This window comes from Blastomonas natatoria (assembly GCF_003201955.1).
GTDB classification, from domain to species: domain Bacteria; phylum Pseudomonadota; class Alphaproteobacteria; order Sphingomonadales; family Sphingomonadaceae; genus Blastomonas; species Blastomonas natatoria.
The window spans coordinates 1-19,698 of record NZ_QJJM01000026.1 but is presented as its reverse complement, the minus strand read 5'-3'; the positions used below and the strand labels follow the sequence as shown (position 1 = coordinate 19,698).

Here is a 19,698-nt window from a genome sequence, read left to right as displayed (position 1 = left end):
CTCTTGGTGGCGCGGGATGGAGCAGCCCGGTAGCTCGTCAGGCTCATAACCTGAAGGTCGCAGGTTCAAATCCTGCTCCCGCAACCAACTTAACTCAATATAATACCGAATCAGGCCTATCTGGGGCAGGCAGCTGCCTCTATCTCCCGTCCCGTTCGTTCGAGCGCGCGCCTGTAACCAGGAATGCACGCAGCACGGCGCCGCCCGTCGCTGCGGAGGCAGCATTGTGCCGGGCGTCAGCGCGCGAACCCAAGCCGGATGCGTGGCAAGGACCGGCGTCGATCCATCCCCTCTCAAGCTTCTGCTCCCTCCACCGGGAGGCCCATAGCTCTGCGCATTGGCCTGAAAGCCTGTAAATGGCGGCGATCGCTTCTCGCCCCAGCGTTATCCAGGGCCTGTCACGTTCCGTGATGCCGGATCATGCCGCCGGCGTGTCAGCTGTTCCTGACCCCATCCCATCACCCCGCGAGCGGCCATTTCCTCCACGGGCGCGTTATCGCGCCAAAAACGCCGGTGCAGTGACAACGGATTCGGGAACTGGGCCGGCTGCGGTGGCGGAGACGGAGGGATTCGAACCCTCGGTACCGGATTTACCAGTACGACGGTTTAGCAAACCGTTGGTTTCAGCCACTCACCCACGTCTCCGCATGGCAGCATCTCGATGCTTGCTTGCCCCTGCTACGGGGCCGGTCGATTGGCCAGAGCGCGCTATAGCGACGGGTGGGCGTGGGATCAACAGCTTAAGTTCGCTTTCCTGCCGCCGAGCGTGATTTTATCTCTCGTGCCCTATCGTCCGCACTGCGCGGCTATTTGTCGCGCCGAGGACTCGAGTCGTCGCAGCACGGACTCGGGTCATCGCCCATTCATTGTCTGCACCCCACAAATCCGGAACTCGTGGTTAAGAGTGCACAGGCGGGAGGCAAGGCATGCGAATGAGCTGGTTCGGAAAAGGGCTGGCAGTGGTTGCCCTGACGGCAGCGGGGCTGGGCGCAGGCCCGCTCGCGCAGCCGGCGTTTGCACAGGTACAGACCATTGATCCGAACGATGCGATCGACGCCGATCTGGCGCCAGTGGGCACCGATCGGGCTGCGCCTTCGGCCAGTGATGGCCCGATGGACGGTGGCTATGACTATGGCGGTCCCGATAGCGGAGAGGTGCCGACAGCCGAGTCGCTGCCTGCGGTTACCGATGCGCCACAGACTGCTGGACCCACGGTACCGGCTGCGGCGGGCAGCGGCTATCAGAAGGACGACCTTATCGGTGCTGCCGAAGGCGTCTTCGGCAAGGGTGCCGAGGGACTTGCGGGGCTGATCGAGGACATCTTGCGCAAGCAGGGCGAGCCCAATGGCTATATTGTCGGTCGGGAAGCTTCCGGCGCGTTCGTCGTCGGGCTGCGCTATGGCTCGGGCACGCTCCACCACAAGGTTGAAGGCGACAGGCCGGTCTACTGGACGGGGCCGTCGATCGGCTTCGATGCCGGGGCCAATGCCGGCAACACGTTCGTGCTGGTCTACAATCTCTATGACACCGAAGACCTCTACAAGCGCTTCGGCGCGGGCGAGGGCGCGGCCTATCTGGTCGGCGGATTTCACACCAGCTATCTGCGCCGCGGCGATGTGGTGCTCATCCCGGTGCGCATGGGCCTGGGCCTGAGGCTGGGCGTCAATGCCGGCTATATGAAATTTACCCGCAAGCGCAATTTCGTTCCCTTCTGAGGGCGCGCCGCGCGGCAAGCATAGCCCGCAGGGTCGCAACTGCCATGGGCAAATACGGGGCCGGTTGTCGCAGTCGATGCGGCAGCCGGCCTTTTTGCCTTGCCCCGAAGCCCAACGGTCGGCATGGAGGCTCGCGCATTTTCCTGACGCCGGAGAGGTGGTTTCCGGCAATTTTAAAACGTCAAATAGGGGGTTACCCGTGCTGGAACTTTTGAAGGCGCAACCGGCCGATGCGCTGCTCGCGCTGATCAAGCTTTATGCGGCTGACGAGCGGTCGACCAAGATCGATCTGGGCGTCGGCGTCTATCGTACTGCCGATGGCGCTACCCCGGTGTTCAAGGCGATCAAGGCGGCCGAGGCGCGGCTGCTCGATACGCAGGACAGCAAGAGCTATCTCGGCCCCGAAGGGGATATGGGCTTTGTCCGCGCGATCATGCCATGGATGCTGGGTGATTTCGATCCGGCAGGACGCATCGATGGCCTGCAGACCCCCGGCGGCACCGGCGCCGTGCGGTTGGCGGCGGACCTGCTGCTCAAGGCCGGCGTCAAGCGCATCTGGATGGGCACGCCGAGCTGGCCGAACCATGTGCAGATCTTCAATGCGGTGGGCCTTGCCAGTGAGACCTTCCGGCATATGGACGTGGCGACGCAGAGGCTCGACTTCACTTCGCTTGAAGCCGCGCTCGACAAGGCAGATGCTGGCGATGCGGTGCTGCTGCATGGCTGCTGCCACAACCCGACGGGCGCGGATTACAGCGAGCAGCAATGGCAGCAGATCGCCGAGACGGTCGCGGCCAAGCGGCTGTTTCCGCTGATCGACCTGGCCTATCACGGTCTCGGCCACGGCTTCGAGGCGGACGGCTATGGCCTGCGTGCGGTGCTGGCCAAGGTGCCCGAGGCGCTGATTGCCTATAGCTGCGACAAGAATTTCGGCCTCTATCGCGAGCGCGTCGGCGCGCTCTATGTGATGACCGAAAGCCCCGCCCAGCAGCCGGCGGTGCAGTCTAACCTGGCGGCGCTGGCGCGCGCCAACTGGTCGATGCCGCCCGATCACGGCGCGGCCTCGGTGCGGATCGTGCTCGAAGATGAGGGGCTGACCAAGATCTGGCTGGCAGAGCTCGATTCGATGCGCCAGCGGATGCGCGGCGTACGTGATGCGCTGGCAGCCCATCAGTCGATCGGTTCGGTCAATCTGGCGGCCGTCGGCCAGCAGAATGGCCTGTTTTCCGTACTGCAGCTGAATGCGGACCAGATTGCCGCGCTGCGCGCCGACTGGGGCGTGTACATGGCAGGATCGGGGCGCATCAACATTGCAGGCTTTACCGACGCGAACATCCCGCACTTCATCGAAGGGCTGCGTGCAGTCACCGCGTGATTTTCCTGCTGCCATGCGATCTGCCGCACAGCATGCATCGCGCGTGCGGTGTAGGCGGGTCGCATGCGCTTGGCATTGACCCTTCTGAAAGTTCGCGATCATGTCGCCGCGCTGGGTGCTTCGCTGCTGTGCGCGCAGGCGGCAGGGCTGATCTGGGTTGTGCCCTTCCTTCGGAAGGGCGAGCTGCTGATCGATGGTCGTGCAGGGCAGCTGGTCGCGCTGGCCTTGTGCGCGCTGGTGTACGCGGTGCTGCTGCATCTTCTCTATCGGCGGAGACTGGTCGCCGGGCCGCTCTATCGCTGCGGTGAAACGCGTCCGCCGGGTGCCTATGGCAAGCCGTATCACACCGGCAGCTCGACGCTGCTCGAAAGCTGGCACTATCGTTGACCGACGCGCGCGCAGCATTTACCGCTGGCCCCCATGAAACCACCCCATATCCTGCTCATCGTTGGCGGCGGCATCGCGGCCTACAAGGCGTGCGAGCTGATCCGGCTGATCCGCAAGGCGGGCATGAGCGTGCGCTGCGTGCTGACCGATGGCGGCGCGCAGTTCATCACGCCGATGACACTCGCGGCCTTGAGCGAGAACGAGGTGTTCACCACGCTCTGGGATCTCAAGAACGAGACCGAGATGGGGCATATCCAATTGAGCCGCGAGGCCGATCTGATCGTGGTGTGTCCAGCCACCGCCGATCTGCTTGCCAAGATGGCAGCGGGGATTTCGGACAGTCTGGCAACCACGGTGCTGCTGGCAACCGATACGCCGGTGCTGGCGGTACCCGCGATGAACGTGCGCATGTGGCAGCATGCGGCGACCCAGCGCAATGTCGCGCGGCTGCGGGCAGACGGCGTGACGGTGGTCGATCCCGATGACGGTGCGATGGCCTGCGGTGAATACGGGCCAGGCAGACTGCCCGAACCGGTAGCGATCATGCAACGAGTCGAGGCGGCGTTGCACCGGGTCAGCGCTGCTCCTGCAGAGCGGGGGCCGCTTGCTGGCAGGCGTGTGCTCGTTACCGCCGGGCCAACGCATGAGCCGATCGATCCCGTCCGCTATATCGCCAATCGATCTAGCGGACGACAGGGCTTCGCGATTGCCGAGGCCGCCGCTGCCATGGGTGCGGATGTGCAACTGGTCGCAGGGCCGGTGCATCTGCCGACGCCTTCGGGGGTCACCCGGATCGATGTCGAGACCGCGCGCGAGATGGCGATGGCGGTCGATGCTGCTCTGCCAGCCGATATCGCGATCATGGTCGCGGCCGTCGCGGACTGGCGGACGGCGGGTGCGGCAGAGCAGAAGATCAAGAAGACCGGCGGTGCACTGCCGGTGCTCGAGCTGGCGGAAAATCCGGATATTCTGGCCGAGCTTGCGAAGGATCCGAGGCGACCGGCACTGCTGGTCGGCTTTGCCGCCGAGACCGAGAATGTTCTCGACCACGCCCAGGCCAAGCTGGCCCGCAAGGGCTGCGACTGGATCGTCGCCAATGACGTGTCTGGCGATGTCATGGGCGGCAGCGACAATGCGGTGCATATCGTGACTGCCGATGGGGTGGAAAGCTGGTCCAATCTGCCCAAGGATCAGGTCGCACGCAAGCTGATGGAGAAGATTGCCGATGCCGTCGTCCGCTGAACACCCGCTGCCGCCGCTCACGATCCGGGTCAAGCGGCTGCCGCATGGCGAGGGGCTGCCTTTGCCCGCCTATGCCACAGCAGGGGCAGCGGGCATGGATGTCGTCGCGGCGGAGGAGCTGGATCTGATGCCGGGGCAGCGCCATGCAGTGGCCACCGGTTTCGCGATCGCGATTCCTGACGGCTACGAGGTGCAGGTGCGTCCGCGCTCAGGCCTGGCACTCAAGCACGGCATTACCGTGCCCAACACGCCGGGTACGATCGACAGTGATTATCGCGGCGAGCTGAAGGTCATCATGATCAACCATGGCGACGCGCCGTTCCCGATCCGCCGGGGGGACCGGATCGCGCAACTGGTGGCCGCGCCGGTGCAGCGGGCGGACTTTGCCGAGGTGGAGGATCTTGACGCTACCGAGCGCGGGGCAGGGGGCTTCGGCTCGACGGGGGTATAAAAAATCCTCCCACAGCTTGCTGGGGGAGGGGGACCGCCCGCACAGCGGGTGGTGGAGGGGCGGCGGGTACGGGCTGCCTCCTGACCGATTTGCCATCCCGCTTCCCCTCCACCACCGATCTTCGATCGGCGGTTCCCCTCCCCGAGACAGGCTCGGGGAGGATTTCAGAGAGTTGGAGCGAGGGGCGGGCTCACCGCATCTCGCGGATCGGCTTCACCTTCTTGCCTTCAGGTGCGATCGAGATGCGTACCGTCTCGCCCGAGCGACCCGGGAAATCGGTGAAGATCGCATCGACAAGGTTCGGCACCAGATATTGCAGGTTCTTGCTGCGCGACTGGGCTTCCGCCTTGCCCTCGAACAGGCGCTGGTTGTCGGCCACACGATCGATCTTCAGATCCAGTTCGCTGGTATAGACGGTGTAGCTGCGCACATCGTTGTTCCAGCCGGGGCCGAAGATGAACGGATCGTAGAAGCCGAAGCCAAAGGCGCGGCGTCCGTAGAAGCCGCCCCACGGGCCGCCCCAGGGGCCGAAGCCCGCGCCCCAGCCGCCGCCGAATCCGTCGGACACGACTTTTTCGCGGCCATTGTCGACATCATAGGAAAAGCTCACGACCATGTCGGCGCGCGACGGATCGCTGGCGGGTACATAGCCCAGTTGCGTCATCTGGCGCGTGACGAGCCCTGCATATTGGCCGAACTCGAGCCCGCCCTGAAGGCGCGGATCGGATGCGGTCACGACGAAGCTTTGGCCCTGGGGAGCGGGCAAAGCCTGGAAGCGGGCGACATCGGCCTTGAACGGGGTGGCACAGGCCGACAGCGCAAGCGCCAGCGCGGGCACCGCAAACATCGCGGCACGGCGGGAAAAGCGGTTGCGAACAGTCATTTTTGTCTCTCCATGGCGGACGCGCGCGACCCTGCACCGTCCGACTATGGATATAAGGCTAACTGACCGCGAATGAACCCCATTTGAACGCAAAAGTGCCGGGGTTCATCTTTCACTCAGCGCATCAGGCCGAGCGCCTCATAAGCTCCGCTCAGGGTGGGCGCGGCGACGCTGCGTGCCTTTTCCGCACCGTGATCGAGAATGGCGTCGAGCGCGGCCTCGTCTTCCTTGAGCTCCACAAAACGCTGGCGGATCGGACGCAGCGTCTCGACCAGCACTTCGGCGAGCGCAGGCTTGAACGCGCCAAAGCCTTGTCCGGCAAACTGGGCGCACACGGCATCGGGCGTCGATTCGGTCAGAGTTGCATAGATGCCGATCAGGTTGAGCGCTTCGGCCCGGCCTTCGAGGTCGGCAGCCACTTCCGGCAGCGGCTCGGGATCGGTCTTGGCCTTGCGGACCTTCTGCGCGATCTCGTCGTCGCTGTCGGTCAGGTTGATGCGGCTCATGTCCGAAGGGTCGGACTTGGACATCTTGGCATTGCCGTCGCGCAGGGACATGATCCGCGCCGATTCCTTGGGAATATAGGGATCGGGCAGGGTGAACAGCTCGACGCCGAAATCGGTGTTGAACTTCATCGCGATGTCGCGGGTCAGCTCCAGATGCTGCTTCTGGTCCTCGCCCACCGGCACGTGCGTCGCCTGGTAGAGCAGGATGTCCGCCGCCTGCAGCACCGGATAGACGAACAGCCCGACGCTCGCACCCTCGCGGTTCTTGCCCGCCTTGTCCTTGAACTGGGTCATGCGATTGAGCCAGCCGATGCGCGCCGTGCCGTTGAGCAGCCAGGCCAGCTCGGCATGCGCAGGGACGCGCGCCTGGTTGAACAGCACACTTCGATCGGCATCGATGCCGCAGGCGATCAGCGCGGCCGCCATCTCGCGCACGTTGCGGATGCGCGCCTCGCGCTCTTCATGCACGGTGATCGAATGCAGGTCGGCGAGGAAGAAATAGCAGGCGCTGCCAGGAGAATCTTTGGCCGCGTCCATCTCGTCCTGCATCTTCACCCAGTTGCGGATCGCGCCCAGATAATTGCCCAGGTGCAGATTGCCGGTCGGCTGGATGCCGGAAAGGACGCGCATATCGGTTACTTTCTCGCCTGAAGGAGAGGGCGCGCTATCACGCCTTGCGGCGCAGCATGCCCTTGATCTCGCTGAGCCGGTAAGCGCCCAGCGCCAGCGTTGCGAGCCCATATACCGCCGCGCCGCCACCGCACAAGACGGCGAGTGCGGCGATGCGCTGTTCGAGCGGACCGTCCATCCAGCTATCGGCCAGCCGGTCTCCGAGCCAGAGCGCCGCACCCATCAGTGCCGCAGCCGCGATGATGCGCCACGTCTTGGCAATCAGCCGCCTGTCCGGCTGGATATGGCCGCGCCTGAAGAGCACGCCGAACAGCAGGGCGACATTGACCCAGGCGGACAGGGCGGTTGCGACACCGACGCCCACTGGACCCAGCGGCCAGATGAGCACGAGATTGCCGACCAGATTGACCAGCATCGCCGCCAGCGCCAGCCGCACCGGCGTCTTCGTGTCGGCACGGGCGTAGAAGCCGGGCGTCAGCACCTTGATCAGCACATAGGCGGGCACGCCGCAGGCAAAGGCGGAAAGGACCTGCGCGGTGGCCAGCGTGTCCTCGGCAGTGAACGCGCCATATTGAAACACGCCGTGAATGATCGGCCCGGCGGCGACCACAAGGGCCACCGCAGCGGGCAAAGCGAGCAGCATTGCGAGTTCGAGCGCGCGGTTCTGCGTGTTGAGCGCCGCCACACTGTCGCCCCCGCCGATCTGGCGCGAGAGCATCGGCAGGATGGCGGTGCCGACGCCGATGCCGATCAATCCCAGCGGCAACTGGTTCAGCCGGTCAGCATAATAGATCCAGGAGACGGCGCCTTCGCTGAGGTACCGCGCGGCGAGCGAAGTGGAGATCAGCAGGTTGAACTGGATCGCACCCTGGCCGATGGCCGCAGGCGCGATCAGCAGCAGCATCGCCTTGACGTCGGGCGACAGGCGCGGACGCGAAAGCTTCAGCACCACGCCATTGGCACGGCACGACAGGATCAGCCATAGCAGCTGCATCACGCCCGATACCGTGACGGCGATGGCCTGGGTGATCGCGGTGTCGACCTGATTGTCGCCGCGGAAGAACAGCAAGGCCACGATCATGCAGATGTTGAGCAGGATCGGGGCTGCGGCATTGACCCAGAAGCGGTTCAGCGAATTGAGGATGCCGCCCAGCAGCGAGACGAGCGAGATCAGTCCGAGATAGGGAAAGGTGATGATCGTCAGGTGCCGGGCGAGCGCGAATTTCTCTGGCCCGCCATCGGGAAAGCCGCCGGTCATTGCGTAGACCACGGGCCCGGCGGCCAGCATCATCAGCGCGGTGAACACCAGCAGAACCGGCACCAGAACCGACAGCACCTGCCCGGCAAAGGCCTTGGCGACTTCCAGCCCGGTGCCGGGCGCGTCCTTGTCCGCCTCGGCCAGCCTGCGGTTGAACATCGGAACGAAGACGGCGGCGAATGCGCCTTCGGCAAACAGCGCGCGGAACAGATTGGGCAGGCGCCAGGCGATCAGGAACGCGTCCGATGCCATGCCCGCGCCGACATAGCGCGCCATCAGGATATCGCGCACCATCCCCAGCACCCGGCTGACAAGGGTCAGCCCGCCGATGGTGGAGACGGCACGCAGAAGGTTCATCGGGCGATGACCCGGTAGGCGAAGATCAGGCGTTGCCTTCCGCCGGCGGCATCGGCGCGCCGAAATTGGGGTCCTGACTCTGCTGCTCGTACAGCCCGGCAAAATCGATGGGCTCGAGCACCAGCGGCGGATAGCCCGCATCGCGGATGACATTGCCCAGGATCAGGCGGATGTTCGGGAACACCATGCGCGGCGTATCGGCGAACAGGAAGCGGCGGGTCTGCTCTTCATCCATGCCGCGCAGGCCGACCAGCGCGCCATAGGTCAGTTCGACCAGATAGGCGGTGCCGAGTTCGGCCTTGGCCGCGATGGTATAGGTGCAGAGCATTTCATGCACCTCTTCGCTCAGCTGGCGCGATTCGGCGCGGAATTGCACGTCGAAGCTCAGCTGACCCGGCCATTGATAGCTGTCGGGCGCGTTCGGATTCTCGACCGAAAGATCCTTCACATATTGCGAGATCAGGCCAGCCTGCGGACCCGATGCGCCGTTCAGCGCCGGATTTTGCGAATTGACGGTGCCGTCTTCGGCCATGGATAATCCCTTTCGATGCTTCTGCGCAGGCCGCGCTTCTTCAACGGCGCTCTAATCGGGCCGTGCTGCATGCGCAAGCGTCGCGAAAGCTGCGGGCAACTGCCACAACTATCCGGCCAAAGCGATTTGCATATTGGCGGACATGTCCTATGTTGTGCTTTCAACCTGCTGCGCTGGCAGCATCACGTTCCACACGGGTGGGCAAACGGGAAGTCTTGTGACGGTAGAAATCATCATCCTGGCCATGGTTGCAGCATTTCTGGGGCTCCGGCTCTATTCGGTGCTCGGCAAACGCACCGGACATGAGCAGGAACCGCTGACCCGCGGCATGGATACGCCTGTCACCAAACGCCCGACGGCAATGGAGCGCCCTCAGCTGGACGACAAGCCCGCTGCATTGACGCCGGGCACATCGACGGTGTTCGACATTGCTGCCGAACCCGGCATTCGCCAGATGCTTGCTGCCGATCGCAGCTTTGACGTTGCCCGCTTCCGTGAGGGAGCCAAGGCAGCTTATGGGATGATCCTGGAAGCTTTCTGGTCGGGGGATCGCGAACAGCTGCGCAGCCTGTGCGACGAGGAGGTGTACGAAAGCTTCGCCGAGTCGATCGACCAGCGTACCGCACGCGGCGAGACGCTCGAGAACCGGCTGGTGCGGATCGACGAGAGCCGCATCATCGATGCCGAATATGACGCGCCTATGGCACGCATCACCGTGCGGTTCGATTCCGATATCGCAGCGGTCGTCCGCGGCCCGGATGGCGAACTGGTCGCCGGTTCGCTGACCGACGCGGTAGAGACGCACGACGTCTGGACCTTCCAGCGCGACCTGCGCAGCAACGATCCCAACTGGATTCTGGTCGAAACCGATCAGGCCTGATCATGGGCGCGCAGGGGGCTGCAGTGCGAAAGCTGGCGCTTGCCGTGCTGCCGCTGGCGCTGGCCGGATGCGCAGGGGTTGTCCCGTCATCCGAGACCGCATCGACCCCTCCACCGTCACGGCTCCCCTATGAGACGGTGACGCCTGTTCCCGGGCGCGCAGCCACGCCAACGGCTGCACCTCCATCAAGCTATGTGATCCCGCGTGCGACGCCGCTGCCCGCGATGGCGGGGGCGGGCGTGATCGCCAGCACCGATATCGCACAAGCGGCAGGCCAGACTTTGCGGCGCGGTCCCGCTATTACCAGCCTGCCGATCGCGCCCGATGATGCGCGCGCCGCTTTGGCCGCTTTCCGTCTCACCTGCCCTTCGGTGACCAAGCGCCAGGACGCAAGTGGGCTCACCCGGCCCGAAGACTGGCGCGCGCCTTGCGACACCGCCGCTTCGTGGGGCGACAGGGACCCTGCGCGCTTCTTTGCCGAAGCGTTCGAGGCGGTTCAGGTAGGGGAGGGCGCGGCGTTCGCTACCGGCTATTTCGAGCCCGAGATCGCGGGCACGCGCACCCGCCAGCCCGGGTTCGAGGTGCCGGTCTATGGCCGCCCTGCGGATCTGGTCGATGTCGATCTCTCCCAATTTTCCTCTGAATGGGCGGGAAAGAAAATCCGTGGCAAGGTCCAGGGCAGCGATTTCGTGCCCTATGACGATCGCACCCAGATCGAGCAGGGGGCGCTGAATGGCCGCGCGCCGATCATAGCCTGGGCGGCGGACGAGATCGAATTCTTCTTCCTGCAGGTCCAGGGTTCAGGACGGCTCCGCGCGCCGGACGGGTCCGTGGTGCGCATCGGTTATGCGTCGCAAAATGGCCGCGACTATACCGGAATCGGGGCGCTGATGCGGACGCGGGGGCTGCTGGCGCCGGGCCAGGCGAGCATGCAGGGCATTGTCGCCTGGCTGCGCGCCAATCCGGAAGAGGGCCGCGCCATCATGCGCGAGAACAAGAGCTTTGTCTTCTTCCGCGAACTGACAGGGCCGGGACCGCTGGGCGCATTGGGCTATCAGGTCGAGGCGGGGAGTTCGGTCGCAGCCGATCCCAAATTCGTTCCGCTGGGCGCGCCGGTGTTCCTGTCGATGGACCGCGCCGAACCCAATGGCCTATGGGTGGCGCAGGATACCGGCGGTGCGATCAAGGGCGCGAACCGGTTCGACACATTCTGGGGCGCGGGCGACCAGGCACGGACCATCGCCGGCGGCATGTCCGCGCGCGGACTGGCGCTGATCCTGCTGCCGCGCGGGACTTACGACCGACTCGCCAGCCAGGTGCGCTGACGGTGAGCCGCAGGCCGCTGACCGATGCGGAAGCGGCCCTGTGGAAACGGGTGATCGCGACCGTCGAGCCGTTCAAGGATCGGGCCGTTCCCACCGCATCTAAAGCCCTCCCCATTGATGGGGGAGGGTTGGGAGGGGGTGATCGTGCCTCCAGGACCGATGCTGGCGCTACCCTCACCCCCACCGCTGCGATCAGGCCGCAAGCCGCCAGGTCTCGCGTCTCCCCCATCAAGGGAGAGGACTGGTTGAGCTCAGGCGCAACCAAACCCACCCCCGGCTGGACTTTCACCCCTGCGCCCGTCCCGACCGTCAAGGGTAATCTCGACGGTCATTGGGACCGCCGTATGGCCAAGGGCGGGGTGCAGCCCGATGTCACGATCGACCTGCACGGGCATACGCTGGCCAGCGCTTATGCGCGGCTGGACCTGGCACTGGGCCAGGCGATTGCGGCGGATATGCGGTTGATGCTGCTGATCACCGGCAAGGCGCGCGCGCCGGAGACGGGGCGCGGCGCGATCCGCGCTGCGGTCTCGGACTGGCTCGCCTCGTCGCGCCATGCTGGGGATATCGCCGCGGTCCGCAACGCGCATCCCCGGCATGGCGGGGATGGGGCGCTGTATATCGTGCTGCGGCGGAAGCGGGGCTGAGGGGTCGCGCGTGCGTCCCTCGACTTCGCTCGGGACAAACGGAAATTGTCATATCCCTTGCACAACCTCCCTGTTTGTCCCGAGCGAAGTCGAGGGACGTGGCGCTAAAGCTAGGCGATCTTGACCACCCACGTTCTCCGGCGAAAGCCGGAGCCCAGAGCGGATGCAGCGCAACCTCACCCCCTGCTTTCCGGCTTTCGCCAGAAAACGGGTCTGGATATCAATCCTCTTTCGGCTCAAAATCCAGCGAGGCGCTGTTCATGCAATAGCGCAGGCCCTCTGGCCCAGGACCGTCGGGGAAGACGTGCCCCAGATGTCCGTCGCAGCGCGCGCAGCGGACTTCGGTGCGAACCATGCCATGGCTGGTGTCGACGATCTCGCTAACTGCCTCCTGCTCTACCGGCGCGGTGAAGCTGGGCCAGCCTGAGCCGCTGTTATACTTGGTGTCGGATTCGAACAGAGGCGCGCCGCAGCCGGCGCAGCGGTACATGCCGGTGCCCTTGTGGTCATTATATTTGCCGGTGAACGCCCGCTCGGTGCCGCCTTCGCGCAGCACGTGATATTGCTCGGGGCTCAGTTTCGCGCGCCACTCGGCATCCGATGTGGGGGGGCTGATCTTCGTGTCGCTCATGTGTCTCTCCTGGGGAGACACCAACATGGATAAGCGGCAGGAAAGGTCAAGATGCCCGCGCTGCGACCCTCGCGATTTCTAGCAGTTCCTGCTCCAGCAGCAGCGCCGGGCCGGGACTCGCCTTCATCATCGCCTGTTGCAGCGCCAGCAGTCGTTCGGACAGGCGCGCGACGGCCTGCGGACGGCCCCAGGCGCGCAGCTGCCGGGTCCAGTCGTTCGCGTTGCCACCGCCCCATAATCTGCGGCTCTGCATCTCCTGCCGCACCCAGGCGGAAACATCGCGCGCATTGCCCATGCGCTGCGCGTGCCCGGCAAGCTGCATCACCTGGCGCTGCATCACGATGACCAGCCCGACCTCGGACACCGCCTGTTCTCGCATCCGCTTGAGTTCTTCCGGAAGCCGCCTGAGATCGCCCGAGAGCGCCGCGTTGATGATCGGCTGCATCGCGTCATCCTCGGCATCGGCGCGCAGCGCGGCGACCGCCTCGCGCGTTACCGGCTTGGGCTCATCCGGGCTGGCATCGAGATAGAGCGAGAGCTTCTCGATCTCCTGCGCGGCCAGCCTGCGATCGCCTGCGGTAAAGCCCGCGATCACGTGCGCCAGCTCGGCTTCGATGGTAAGGCCCGCTGCGCGCCCCAGTTCGGTGACGATGCGGGCCATGTCGTCCGGCCCGGGGATCTTGGTCTGCACCGCCATGGCATTGGGCGCGGCGAGCACGGCCTTGGCGACGCGCGACTTGTCGGTGACGCTGCTCGCCAGCATGACCACGGGGTTGACCGCCTTGTCCGCCGCGAGCAGCGCCTCGACCGCAGCCAGGCTTTCCTCGCCGCTGGTATGGACGCGGATATAGCGCGCATCGCCGAACAGCGAGAGCGAGGCGGCCTCGGCGGCAAGCAGCGAGGGGGCCTTGGCGAGCTGGTGCCCATCGATATCGGTGCGTTCGGCGTCCTTCGGGAAGCTCGCGATGATGTCCGCCATCAGCGCAGCATTGCCGCCGTCATCGGTCCCGAAGATCAGGTAGAGCCGGATATCGGGGCGCGGCTTGCGGCGGAGCGCCTGGATCGCGCCGACATCGCCCTTCATTGCGCGGCCGAAACCTCGCGTGCGAACAGCGACAGGCGGGTCACGATCTGGTCGGCAATCTCGAGCGACAGGTTTTCGAGCGCCCGGTTTTCCGCCGCGATGGTCGCATATTCGCTGCTGACGATGTCGATACCGGCGTCCGATGCGGCGGTTGCGTCGAGTACCGTCTCGCCGCTGGTGATATCGACCAGCTGATAGCGCGCCCGCAGCGTGCGGCGTTCGCGCGTCACCTGATCGTTGGCGAGCAGGCCGAAGCCGGTGATCTGGTCATCGAGCACGACCTGCAAGCGGAAGCGCTGATCGCCATTGCCGATGGCACCCAGCTTGTCGTCCAGCGCGTTCTTGACCAGCCAGCCCGCGCGTCCCTGGATTGGCGCGACCGCGACATCGCCGAGCGTGGTCGAGACCGCGCCCTGCGTGCCATTCGAATAAAGCGGCTTCATCCCGCACGCGGAAAGCGTGGCGAGCAGGGCGAGGGGGAGGAGAAGGCGTTTCATGTGTACCGACCTATAGACCAGTTCCGGTTTCCCGCGAAGGCGGGAATCCATCTCCTGCGCTGGCTGGAGATGGGCCCCCGCCTGCGCGGGGGACCGAAAGGGCATCACACCACCAGATTGACCAGCCGGTCGGGCACCACGATCACCTTGCGGATCGCAGCGCCGTCAAGGCTGCGCTGCACCTTGTCGGATGCCAGTGCCAGCCGTTCGAGCTCCTCGTTGGGCAGGCCCTTGGCGACGGTCAGCGTGTCGCGCAGCTTGCCCTTGATCTGCACCGCGATGGTGACCTCGTCCTCGACCAGCAAAGCCGGATCGACCTCTGGCCAGCTGGCATCGGCGATCAGACCATGGCCTTCCAATATCTCCCACGCTTCTTCGGCGAGATGCGGCACCATCGGGGCGACAAGCTTCGCCAGCGCGCGGATCGCGACGTTGCGGCTGGCGCTGGGCTCGGCCTTCTCGATCGCGTTGGTCAGCTCGTACAGCCGCGCCACCGCCTTGTTGAAGGCGAGTGCCTCGATATCCTTGGCGATCAGGTCGATCGACTGGTGCAGCTTGCGGTCCAGAGCCTTGTCCTGGCCCTCGGCCGCCTCGACCGAGTTGAACACGCGCCACAGCCGCTGGACGAAGCGCCAGCAGCCCTCGATGCCCGCCTCGCTCCACGGCAGATCGCGCTCGGGCGGGCTGTCGGAGAGCATGAACCAGCGCACCGCGTCCGCGCCATAGCGATTCACGATCTCGTCGGGATCGACCACGTTCTTCTTGGACTTGGACATCTTCTCGACGCGGCCTGCAATCGCGGCCTCGCCGGTCTCGGTGATGATCCAGTCCTCGCCGCGCTTTTCGACCTGATCGGGCCCCAGCCATTTGCCGTTCGCATCCTGCCAGGTCTGGTGCGTCACCATGCCCTGCGTGAACAGGCTGGCGAACGGCTCGGTCACCTCCAGCTTGCCGATCCGCGCCAGCGCGCGGGTCCAGAAGCGGGCGTAAAGCAGGTGCAGGATCGCATGCTCGACCCCGCCGATATACTGGCCAACCGGCAGCCATTTGGCAATTTCCTCGCGGTCGAACGGCTTGTCGCTGGGCTGACTGGCAAAGCGCAGGAAATACCAGCTCGAATCGACAAAGGTGTCGAGCGTGTCGGTTTCGCGCACCGCAGCCTTGCCGCATTTCGGGCAATCGACATGCTTCCATGCCGGATGGCGCACCAGTGGGTTGCCGGGAATGTCGAAGCTGACATCCTCGGGCAAAGTGACCGGCAGCTGCTCTTTCGGAACGGGAACGACGCCGCAATCGTCGCAATGGATGAACGGGATCGGCGTGCCCCAATAGCGCTGGCGCGAGACGCCCCAGTCGCGCAAGCGCCAGACGGTGGTGCCCTGGCCCCAGCCTTCGGCCTCTGCGCGCGCGATCACCGCGGCCTTGGCCTCTTCGGCCGCCATGCCATCAAGGAAGCTCGAATTTATGATCCTGCCCGGCCCGGTATAGGCCTCGTCATGGATCGGCGCGGTCTCGTCGCCCTCGGCCGCGACGACGCGGGTCACCGGAAGCATGTATTTGCGCGCGAAATCCAGGTCGCGCTGGTCGTGCGCGGGCACGCCCATCACCGCGCCGGTGCCATAGTCCATCAGCACGAAATTGGCGATGAACACCGGCAGTTCCCATGTCGGATCGAACGGGTGGATGGCTTTGTGGCCGGTATCGAAGCCCAGCTTTTCCGCCGTTTCCAGCTCCGCCGCGGTGGTGCCGCCCGCCTTGCAGCGCTCGATGAAGGCCGCCGCCTCAACATTGCTCGCGGCGAGTTCGACCGCCAGCGGATGGTCCGCCGCGATCGCGACGAAGCTCGCCCCGAAGATCGTATCGGGCCGGGTGGAATAGACGGGGATGGTCCCGGCGCTGCCCGATAGCGTGAAGCTGAAGGTCAGTCCTTGCGATTTGCCGATCCAGTTGGCCTGCATCGACCGCACCTTTTCGGGCCAGTCCTCGAGCGTATCGAGCCCTTCGAGCAGTTCATCGGCAAAGTCGGTGATCTTGAGGAACCACTGGCTCAGCTTGCGCCGCTCGACCTGCGCGCCCGAGCGCCAGCCCTTGCCGTCGATCACCTGCTCGTTGGCCAGCACGGTCTGGTCGACCGGGTCCCAGTTGACCGCGCTTTCCTTGCGATAGACCAGGCCTGCGGCATAGAGGTCAAGAAACAGCGCCTGTTCGTGGCCATAATATTCGGGCTCGCAGGTCGCCAGTTCGCGGCTCCAGTCGAGCGCGAAGCCCAGCCGCTTCAGCTGCTTGCGCATCGCCGCGATATTGTCGCGGGTCCAGCCGCCGGGGTGCACACCCTTTTCCATTGCGGCGTTTTCTGCGGGCATGCCGAAGGCGTCCCAGCCCATCGGGTGCAGCACCTCGAAGCCCTGCATCCGGCGATACCGCGCGATGACGTCGCCCATGGTATAGTTGCGCACATGGCCGATATGGATGCGCCCCGACGGATAAGGGAACATCTCCAGCACATAGGCCTTTTTCTTCGGGCTGTTGCTGTCTGCCTTGAAGGACTGGCGCTCGTCCCACACCGACTGCCAGCGGGCATCGGCGGCCAGCGGATTGAACCGCGTCTTCTCGTTCATTGTATCCCTCTGAAAGACAGGGTGTTATTCGCGAATGGCGGACTGGCGCAGATCGCGCGCCTTGGTGAGGATGACCTCTTCCAGCTTCTGCACCGTGGCGGCGCGGACGGGGGCATCGACCCACTGGCCGTTCTGGTTGACCTGACGGCTGGCGGCGACGCGCAGCGCATCGGCGCGCAGGTCCTGGTCGAGGATCGATACGGTCACCTTCATCCGTTCGGACGGGCTCTGCGGATTGGCATACCAGTCGGTCACGATCACGCCGCCGGCGCTGTCGGCCTGGAGCAGCGGCATGAACGACAGCGCATCCAATGAGGCGCGCCACAGATAGCTGTTGACGCCGATGGTGGTCACCTGGCTGGCAGCGATGTCGGCTTCGGCGCGCTTCTCGCCACCCCCGCATGCAGAAAGCAGCGCCAGCATGCCGGCGGCGCAAAGGGCGGCACGGGCAAAACGGGGTACGGGCATGGCGGCTTCCTTATATCTTCGCAGCTTGAAACTGCGGCCTTCTATAGTGGCTTGGCGGGCATGGGCAAGCACTTGCGCAACGGCTCTGGCGTTCAGCGAGCAGCAAGTTTCCGGGGCGTATTCTGACGCTTGGCGAGGGGTGTCGCCAGTGGTGAAAACCGCCGAACGGTCCGCAACCGATTGTGGATTGTTTGCAACGGTTTGAGAATATTTTTACGGGAAGGCGCTTTGATCCCCCATGGATGCGTTTTTGTGATAACGCAGACAACAGGGATGCGGCGGGGTCGGAACAAGACAATGAAAGCGGGAGTTACAAAAAAGCTGGTGATTTCAGGGCTGTTGCTCGGCTCTGCGGCATTGGTGCCGTCGATTGCGCTCGCTTTTTCCTCCGGTTTCGACTCGCGACCGGTTTCGATCACGGCCCGTGGCGGAATCGGATCGTTCACCCCCGCTTCGGTTGACCCTCGTCTGGCGGAAAAGCTCAAGTTTTCGGCATTGCGGGGCGACAAGATGTTCCGTTTCACGCCAGCAGCCAGCGCTGCGACCGATGGTCCGCGCGCACTGACCATCGCGGTGCGCGTGCGCCCCGATTCGGCCAAGGCTATCAACATCCGTCCTGATCTGGCCAGCGACAGCGGCCAGGGTGCAGGTCTGGTCCAGATCACGCCGACCGCCTTCAGCCTGGGCGTCGCCAAGGGCTTCAGCAAGTTTGCGCTGCCCACCAGCATCCGTCAGCCCGACGAAGCGCTGCCCGACATCAGCAAGCTCGGCCGCGCTGCCGCCGGCACCAAGAGCCGGTTCAGCCCGCGGATCGAACTGGACGATGTCCAGGCTCCGACCACCCGCGCGGTTCGCCCGTTCAACGACCAGGGCAGCTATTCTCTCGACGTCGGCGGTGCCTACAAGGTCACCCGCAACCTCGACGTCACCGCCGGCATCCGCCTGCGCAGCGAACGCGACCGCCTGACCGGCCTCACCAACGAGCAGTATGACAGCCAGGCTGTCTATGTCGGAACCGAATTCCGCTTCTGATCTGCCGGTTCGCCGACATCACCGATAGCCGGTCCCCAGCGAAGGCTGGGGCTTGTCTCGCGCGGATTGCGCTGGACGCAACCTTGGCGGCTCGCGCCAACCCACCACTTCCGCTCAGGCTGAGCCTGTCGAAGCCCCCGCATCAACGATTGTCCAACGCGCGCTCGGTTTTCTGCGACAGTCGCGAACCAGGAGTCATGGTTCAGAGTACTTCCCTCTTCGCGCCTTCGCGTCTTTGCGTGAAACAATGCGGTTTACGCAAAAACGCGAAGCCGCGAAGGGCAGGGGAGTGCTGAACCTAGGGCTACAGCCAGACGCGCGTTCGACGCGACACGCTCTGGACTGAGGCTATTGCTCGTCAGGGTAAATGCAAGCGCGCTATCTTTGACAAGATCAGGCTGAGCGGAGGAATGGCAGATGCGGGAGTCTTGGAGAAAAAACCTGCCGTTCTGCAAACGCCCCCGAAGCGGACTTTAGAGGCGAAGTTGCAGGCGGCCCATTCGAGCTTTCACGATCAGCTTCCCAGCTGTTCGAAATTTTTCGGGCGTGTGAAGTTTGGGAATGCTGTTAGACCGTCTCCTGATGCTGCAGACGCAGAGCGCTCAAGTTCTCGGATTGTAGTGCTTGAGCGCCTTCATCGGACACGTAGATCCCCTCCCCAAAGAGGTGTTTGTCGCGCCAGAAGTGAAATCCCTCGGTTTGCTGCTTGTTAAAGGCCACTTTCGGATCTCGGACGCGCTTCCACTCACCGTCCTCTTTGTAAGACGAGGTCCAGAGATTCTGGTTCTGGAAAAACAGATTTGTGTGTTCGCGATCAACGCCGTCGATCCGGTTGCAAACGACCCACAGCCAGCGCTCATCAATCTTTTCTTTTGCTTTGTCGACCACGGCTACCGGAAAGAACTGATGCACATCAGGCTCGAACCTCTCGACCACTTCCTTGAAGCGCGAGGAGACGCATGGGAAGGCATTGGGCGTATAATAATCGGGCACTGCGCGAGATGATTTCCATTGCCAGATGGATGGAACGTTCTCGCGCGAAATGCGAAAACCCAAATTGTATTGGTGTTTATGATTGCGAGCGATTGACGTGACCCCCTGATTTTCCTCCACGAACGATTAGAGTCTGGCCTGAAGGAATGACAGACGATGAAGCGTGCAAGGTTTTCAGAAGAGCAGA

The 19,698-nt window shown here is 64.3% G+C and carries 19 protein-coding genes and 2 tRNA genes; 10 read left to right on the top strand and 11 right to left on the bottom strand.

All coding sequences use genetic code 11. From position 1 onward, the window contains the following. Positions 1 to 10 precede the first annotated feature (10 nt). A tRNA-Met gene (locus tag C7451_RS18930) sits at positions 11 to 87 on the top strand. 465 nt (positions 88 to 552) lie between these two features. Here C7451_RS18930 and C7451_RS18925 read toward each other — a convergent pair. Beyond that, positions 553 to 645, bottom strand: a tRNA-Ser gene (locus C7451_RS18925). Between the two features lie 287 nt (positions 646 to 932). Here C7451_RS18925 and C7451_RS18920 point away from each other — a divergent pair. The 5 genes from C7451_RS18920 (at position 933) to dut (ending at position 5,170) form a co-directional block, all read left to right on the top strand. Next, positions 933 to 1,715 carry a DUF1134 domain-containing protein gene (locus C7451_RS18920; RefSeq protein WP_110300428.1) on the top strand — a complete coding sequence of 261 codons (783 nt, stop codon included), beginning with the start codon at positions 933 to 935 and terminating at the stop codon, positions 1,713 to 1,715. 199 nt (positions 1,716 to 1,914) lie between these two features. After that, positions 1,915 to 3,090, top strand: a complete 1,176-nt coding sequence (locus C7451_RS18915; protein WP_167398616.1) for an amino acid aminotransferase — start codon at positions 1,915 to 1,917, stop codon at positions 3,088 to 3,090. A gap of 63 nt (positions 3,091 to 3,153) precedes the next feature. Then, positions 3,154 to 3,477: a hypothetical protein gene (locus C7451_RS18910; protein ID WP_110300427.1), complete on the top strand. Its 324-nt coding sequence runs from the start codon at positions 3,154 to 3,156 to the stop codon at positions 3,475 to 3,477. A gap of 33 nt (positions 3,478 to 3,510) precedes the next feature. Beyond that, a complete protein-coding gene (gene coaBC / locus C7451_RS18905; protein WP_110300426.1) occupies positions 3,511 to 4,719 on the top strand; it encodes a bifunctional phosphopantothenoylcysteine decarboxylase/phosphopantothenate--cysteine ligase CoaBC in 1,209 nt (402 codons plus the stop codon). Beyond that, the gene (gene dut / locus C7451_RS18900) at positions 4,703 to 5,170 is read left to right on the top strand and encodes a dUTP diphosphatase (RefSeq protein ID WP_110300425.1); all 468 of its coding nucleotides are present in this window, start codon (positions 4,703 to 4,705) and stop codon (positions 5,168 to 5,170) included. Before coaBC ends, dut begins: the two co-directional genes overlap by 17 nt. Positions 5,171 to 5,360: 190 nt before the next feature. Here dut and C7451_RS18895 read toward each other — a convergent pair whose 3' ends face one another. The 4 genes from C7451_RS18895 to C7451_RS18880 form a co-directional block, all read right to left on the bottom strand. Continuing rightward, entirely contained in the window at positions 5,361 to 6,053 is a 693-nt protein-coding gene (locus C7451_RS18895; protein ID WP_110300424.1) for a DUF4136 domain-containing protein, read from the bottom strand. Between the two features lie 116 nt (positions 6,054 to 6,169). Then, positions 6,170 to 7,189 carry a tryptophan--tRNA ligase gene (trpS, locus tag C7451_RS18890; protein ID WP_110300423.1) on the bottom strand — a complete coding sequence of 340 codons (1,020 nt, stop codon included), beginning with the start codon at positions 7,187 to 7,189 and terminating at the stop codon, positions 6,170 to 6,172. A 37-nt stretch (positions 7,190 to 7,226) separates the two neighbouring features. Next, a complete protein-coding gene (murJ, locus tag C7451_RS18885) occupies positions 7,227 to 8,804 on the bottom strand; it encodes a murein biosynthesis integral membrane protein MurJ (RefSeq protein ID WP_110300422.1) in 1,578 nt (525 codons plus the stop codon). Between the two features lie 25 nt (positions 8,805 to 8,829). Continuing rightward, a complete protein-coding gene (locus C7451_RS18880) occupies positions 8,830 to 9,336 on the bottom strand; it encodes a protein-export chaperone SecB (RefSeq protein ID WP_110300421.1) in 507 nt (168 codons plus the stop codon). 217 nt (positions 9,337 to 9,553) lie between these two features. On the opposite strand from C7451_RS18880, the gene C7451_RS18875 reads away from it, so the two are divergent. The 3 genes from C7451_RS18875 (at position 9,554) to C7451_RS20475 (ending at position 12,188) form a co-directional block, all read left to right on the top strand. Next, positions 9,554 to 10,216, top strand: coding sequence for a Tim44/TimA family putative adaptor protein (locus C7451_RS18875; protein WP_146215434.1), 663 nt, complete (start codon positions 9,554 to 9,556; stop codon positions 10,214 to 10,216). A 2-nt stretch (positions 10,217 to 10,218) separates the two neighbouring features. Next, positions 10,219 to 11,541, top strand: a complete 1,323-nt coding sequence (gene mltA / locus C7451_RS18870; RefSeq protein ID WP_110300420.1) for a murein transglycosylase A — start codon at positions 10,219 to 10,221, stop codon at positions 11,539 to 11,541. A gap of 245 nt (positions 11,542 to 11,786) precedes the next feature. Next, the gene (locus C7451_RS20475; RefSeq protein ID WP_341866656.1) at positions 11,787 to 12,188 is read left to right on the top strand and encodes a Smr/MutS family protein; all 402 of its coding nucleotides are present in this window, start codon (positions 11,787 to 11,789) and stop codon (positions 12,186 to 12,188) included. Between the two features lie 220 nt (positions 12,189 to 12,408). On the opposite strand, the gene msrB is transcribed toward C7451_RS20475, so the two are convergent. The 5 genes from msrB to C7451_RS18840 all read right to left on the bottom strand — a co-directional run bounded on the left by msrB (position 12,409) and on the right by C7451_RS18840 (position 17,486). Further along, on the bottom strand, positions 12,409 to 12,819 hold the full coding sequence (gene msrB, locus C7451_RS18860; protein WP_110300418.1) for a peptide-methionine (R)-S-oxide reductase MsrB: 411 nt from the start codon (positions 12,817 to 12,819) through the stop codon (positions 12,409 to 12,411). 46 nt (positions 12,820 to 12,865) lie between these two features. Further along, positions 12,866 to 13,903 (bottom strand): DNA polymerase III subunit delta, encoded by a 1,038-nt coding sequence (holA, locus tag C7451_RS18855; protein ID WP_110300417.1) that lies wholly within the window; start codon positions 13,901 to 13,903, stop codon positions 12,866 to 12,868. After that, on the bottom strand, positions 13,900 to 14,400 hold the full coding sequence (gene lptE, locus C7451_RS18850; RefSeq protein ID WP_110300416.1) for an LPS assembly lipoprotein LptE: 501 nt from the start codon (positions 14,398 to 14,400) through the stop codon (positions 13,900 to 13,902). Before lptE ends, holA begins: the two co-directional genes overlap by 4 nt. A gap of 104 nt (positions 14,401 to 14,504) precedes the next feature. Next, positions 14,505 to 17,018 (bottom strand): leucine--tRNA ligase, encoded by a 2,514-nt coding sequence (leuS, locus tag C7451_RS18845; protein ID WP_110300415.1) that lies wholly within the window; start codon positions 17,016 to 17,018, stop codon positions 14,505 to 14,507. Between the two features lie 24 nt (positions 17,019 to 17,042). Next, a complete protein-coding gene (locus tag C7451_RS18840) occupies positions 17,043 to 17,486 on the bottom strand; it encodes a DUF3576 domain-containing protein (RefSeq protein WP_110300414.1) in 444 nt (147 codons plus the stop codon). Positions 17,487 to 17,783: 297 nt separating this feature from the next. On the opposite strand from C7451_RS18840, the gene C7451_RS18835 reads away from it, so the two are divergent. After that, a complete protein-coding gene (locus C7451_RS18835; protein WP_110300413.1) occupies positions 17,784 to 18,518 on the top strand; it encodes a hypothetical protein in 735 nt (244 codons plus the stop codon). A 567-nt stretch (positions 18,519 to 19,085) separates the two neighbouring features. Here C7451_RS18835 and C7451_RS18830 read toward each other — a convergent pair. Beyond that, positions 19,086 to 19,631, bottom strand: coding sequence for an imm11 family protein (locus C7451_RS18830; protein ID WP_341866655.1), 546 nt, complete (start codon positions 19,629 to 19,631; stop codon positions 19,086 to 19,088). Positions 19,632 to 19,698 lie beyond the last annotated feature (67 nt).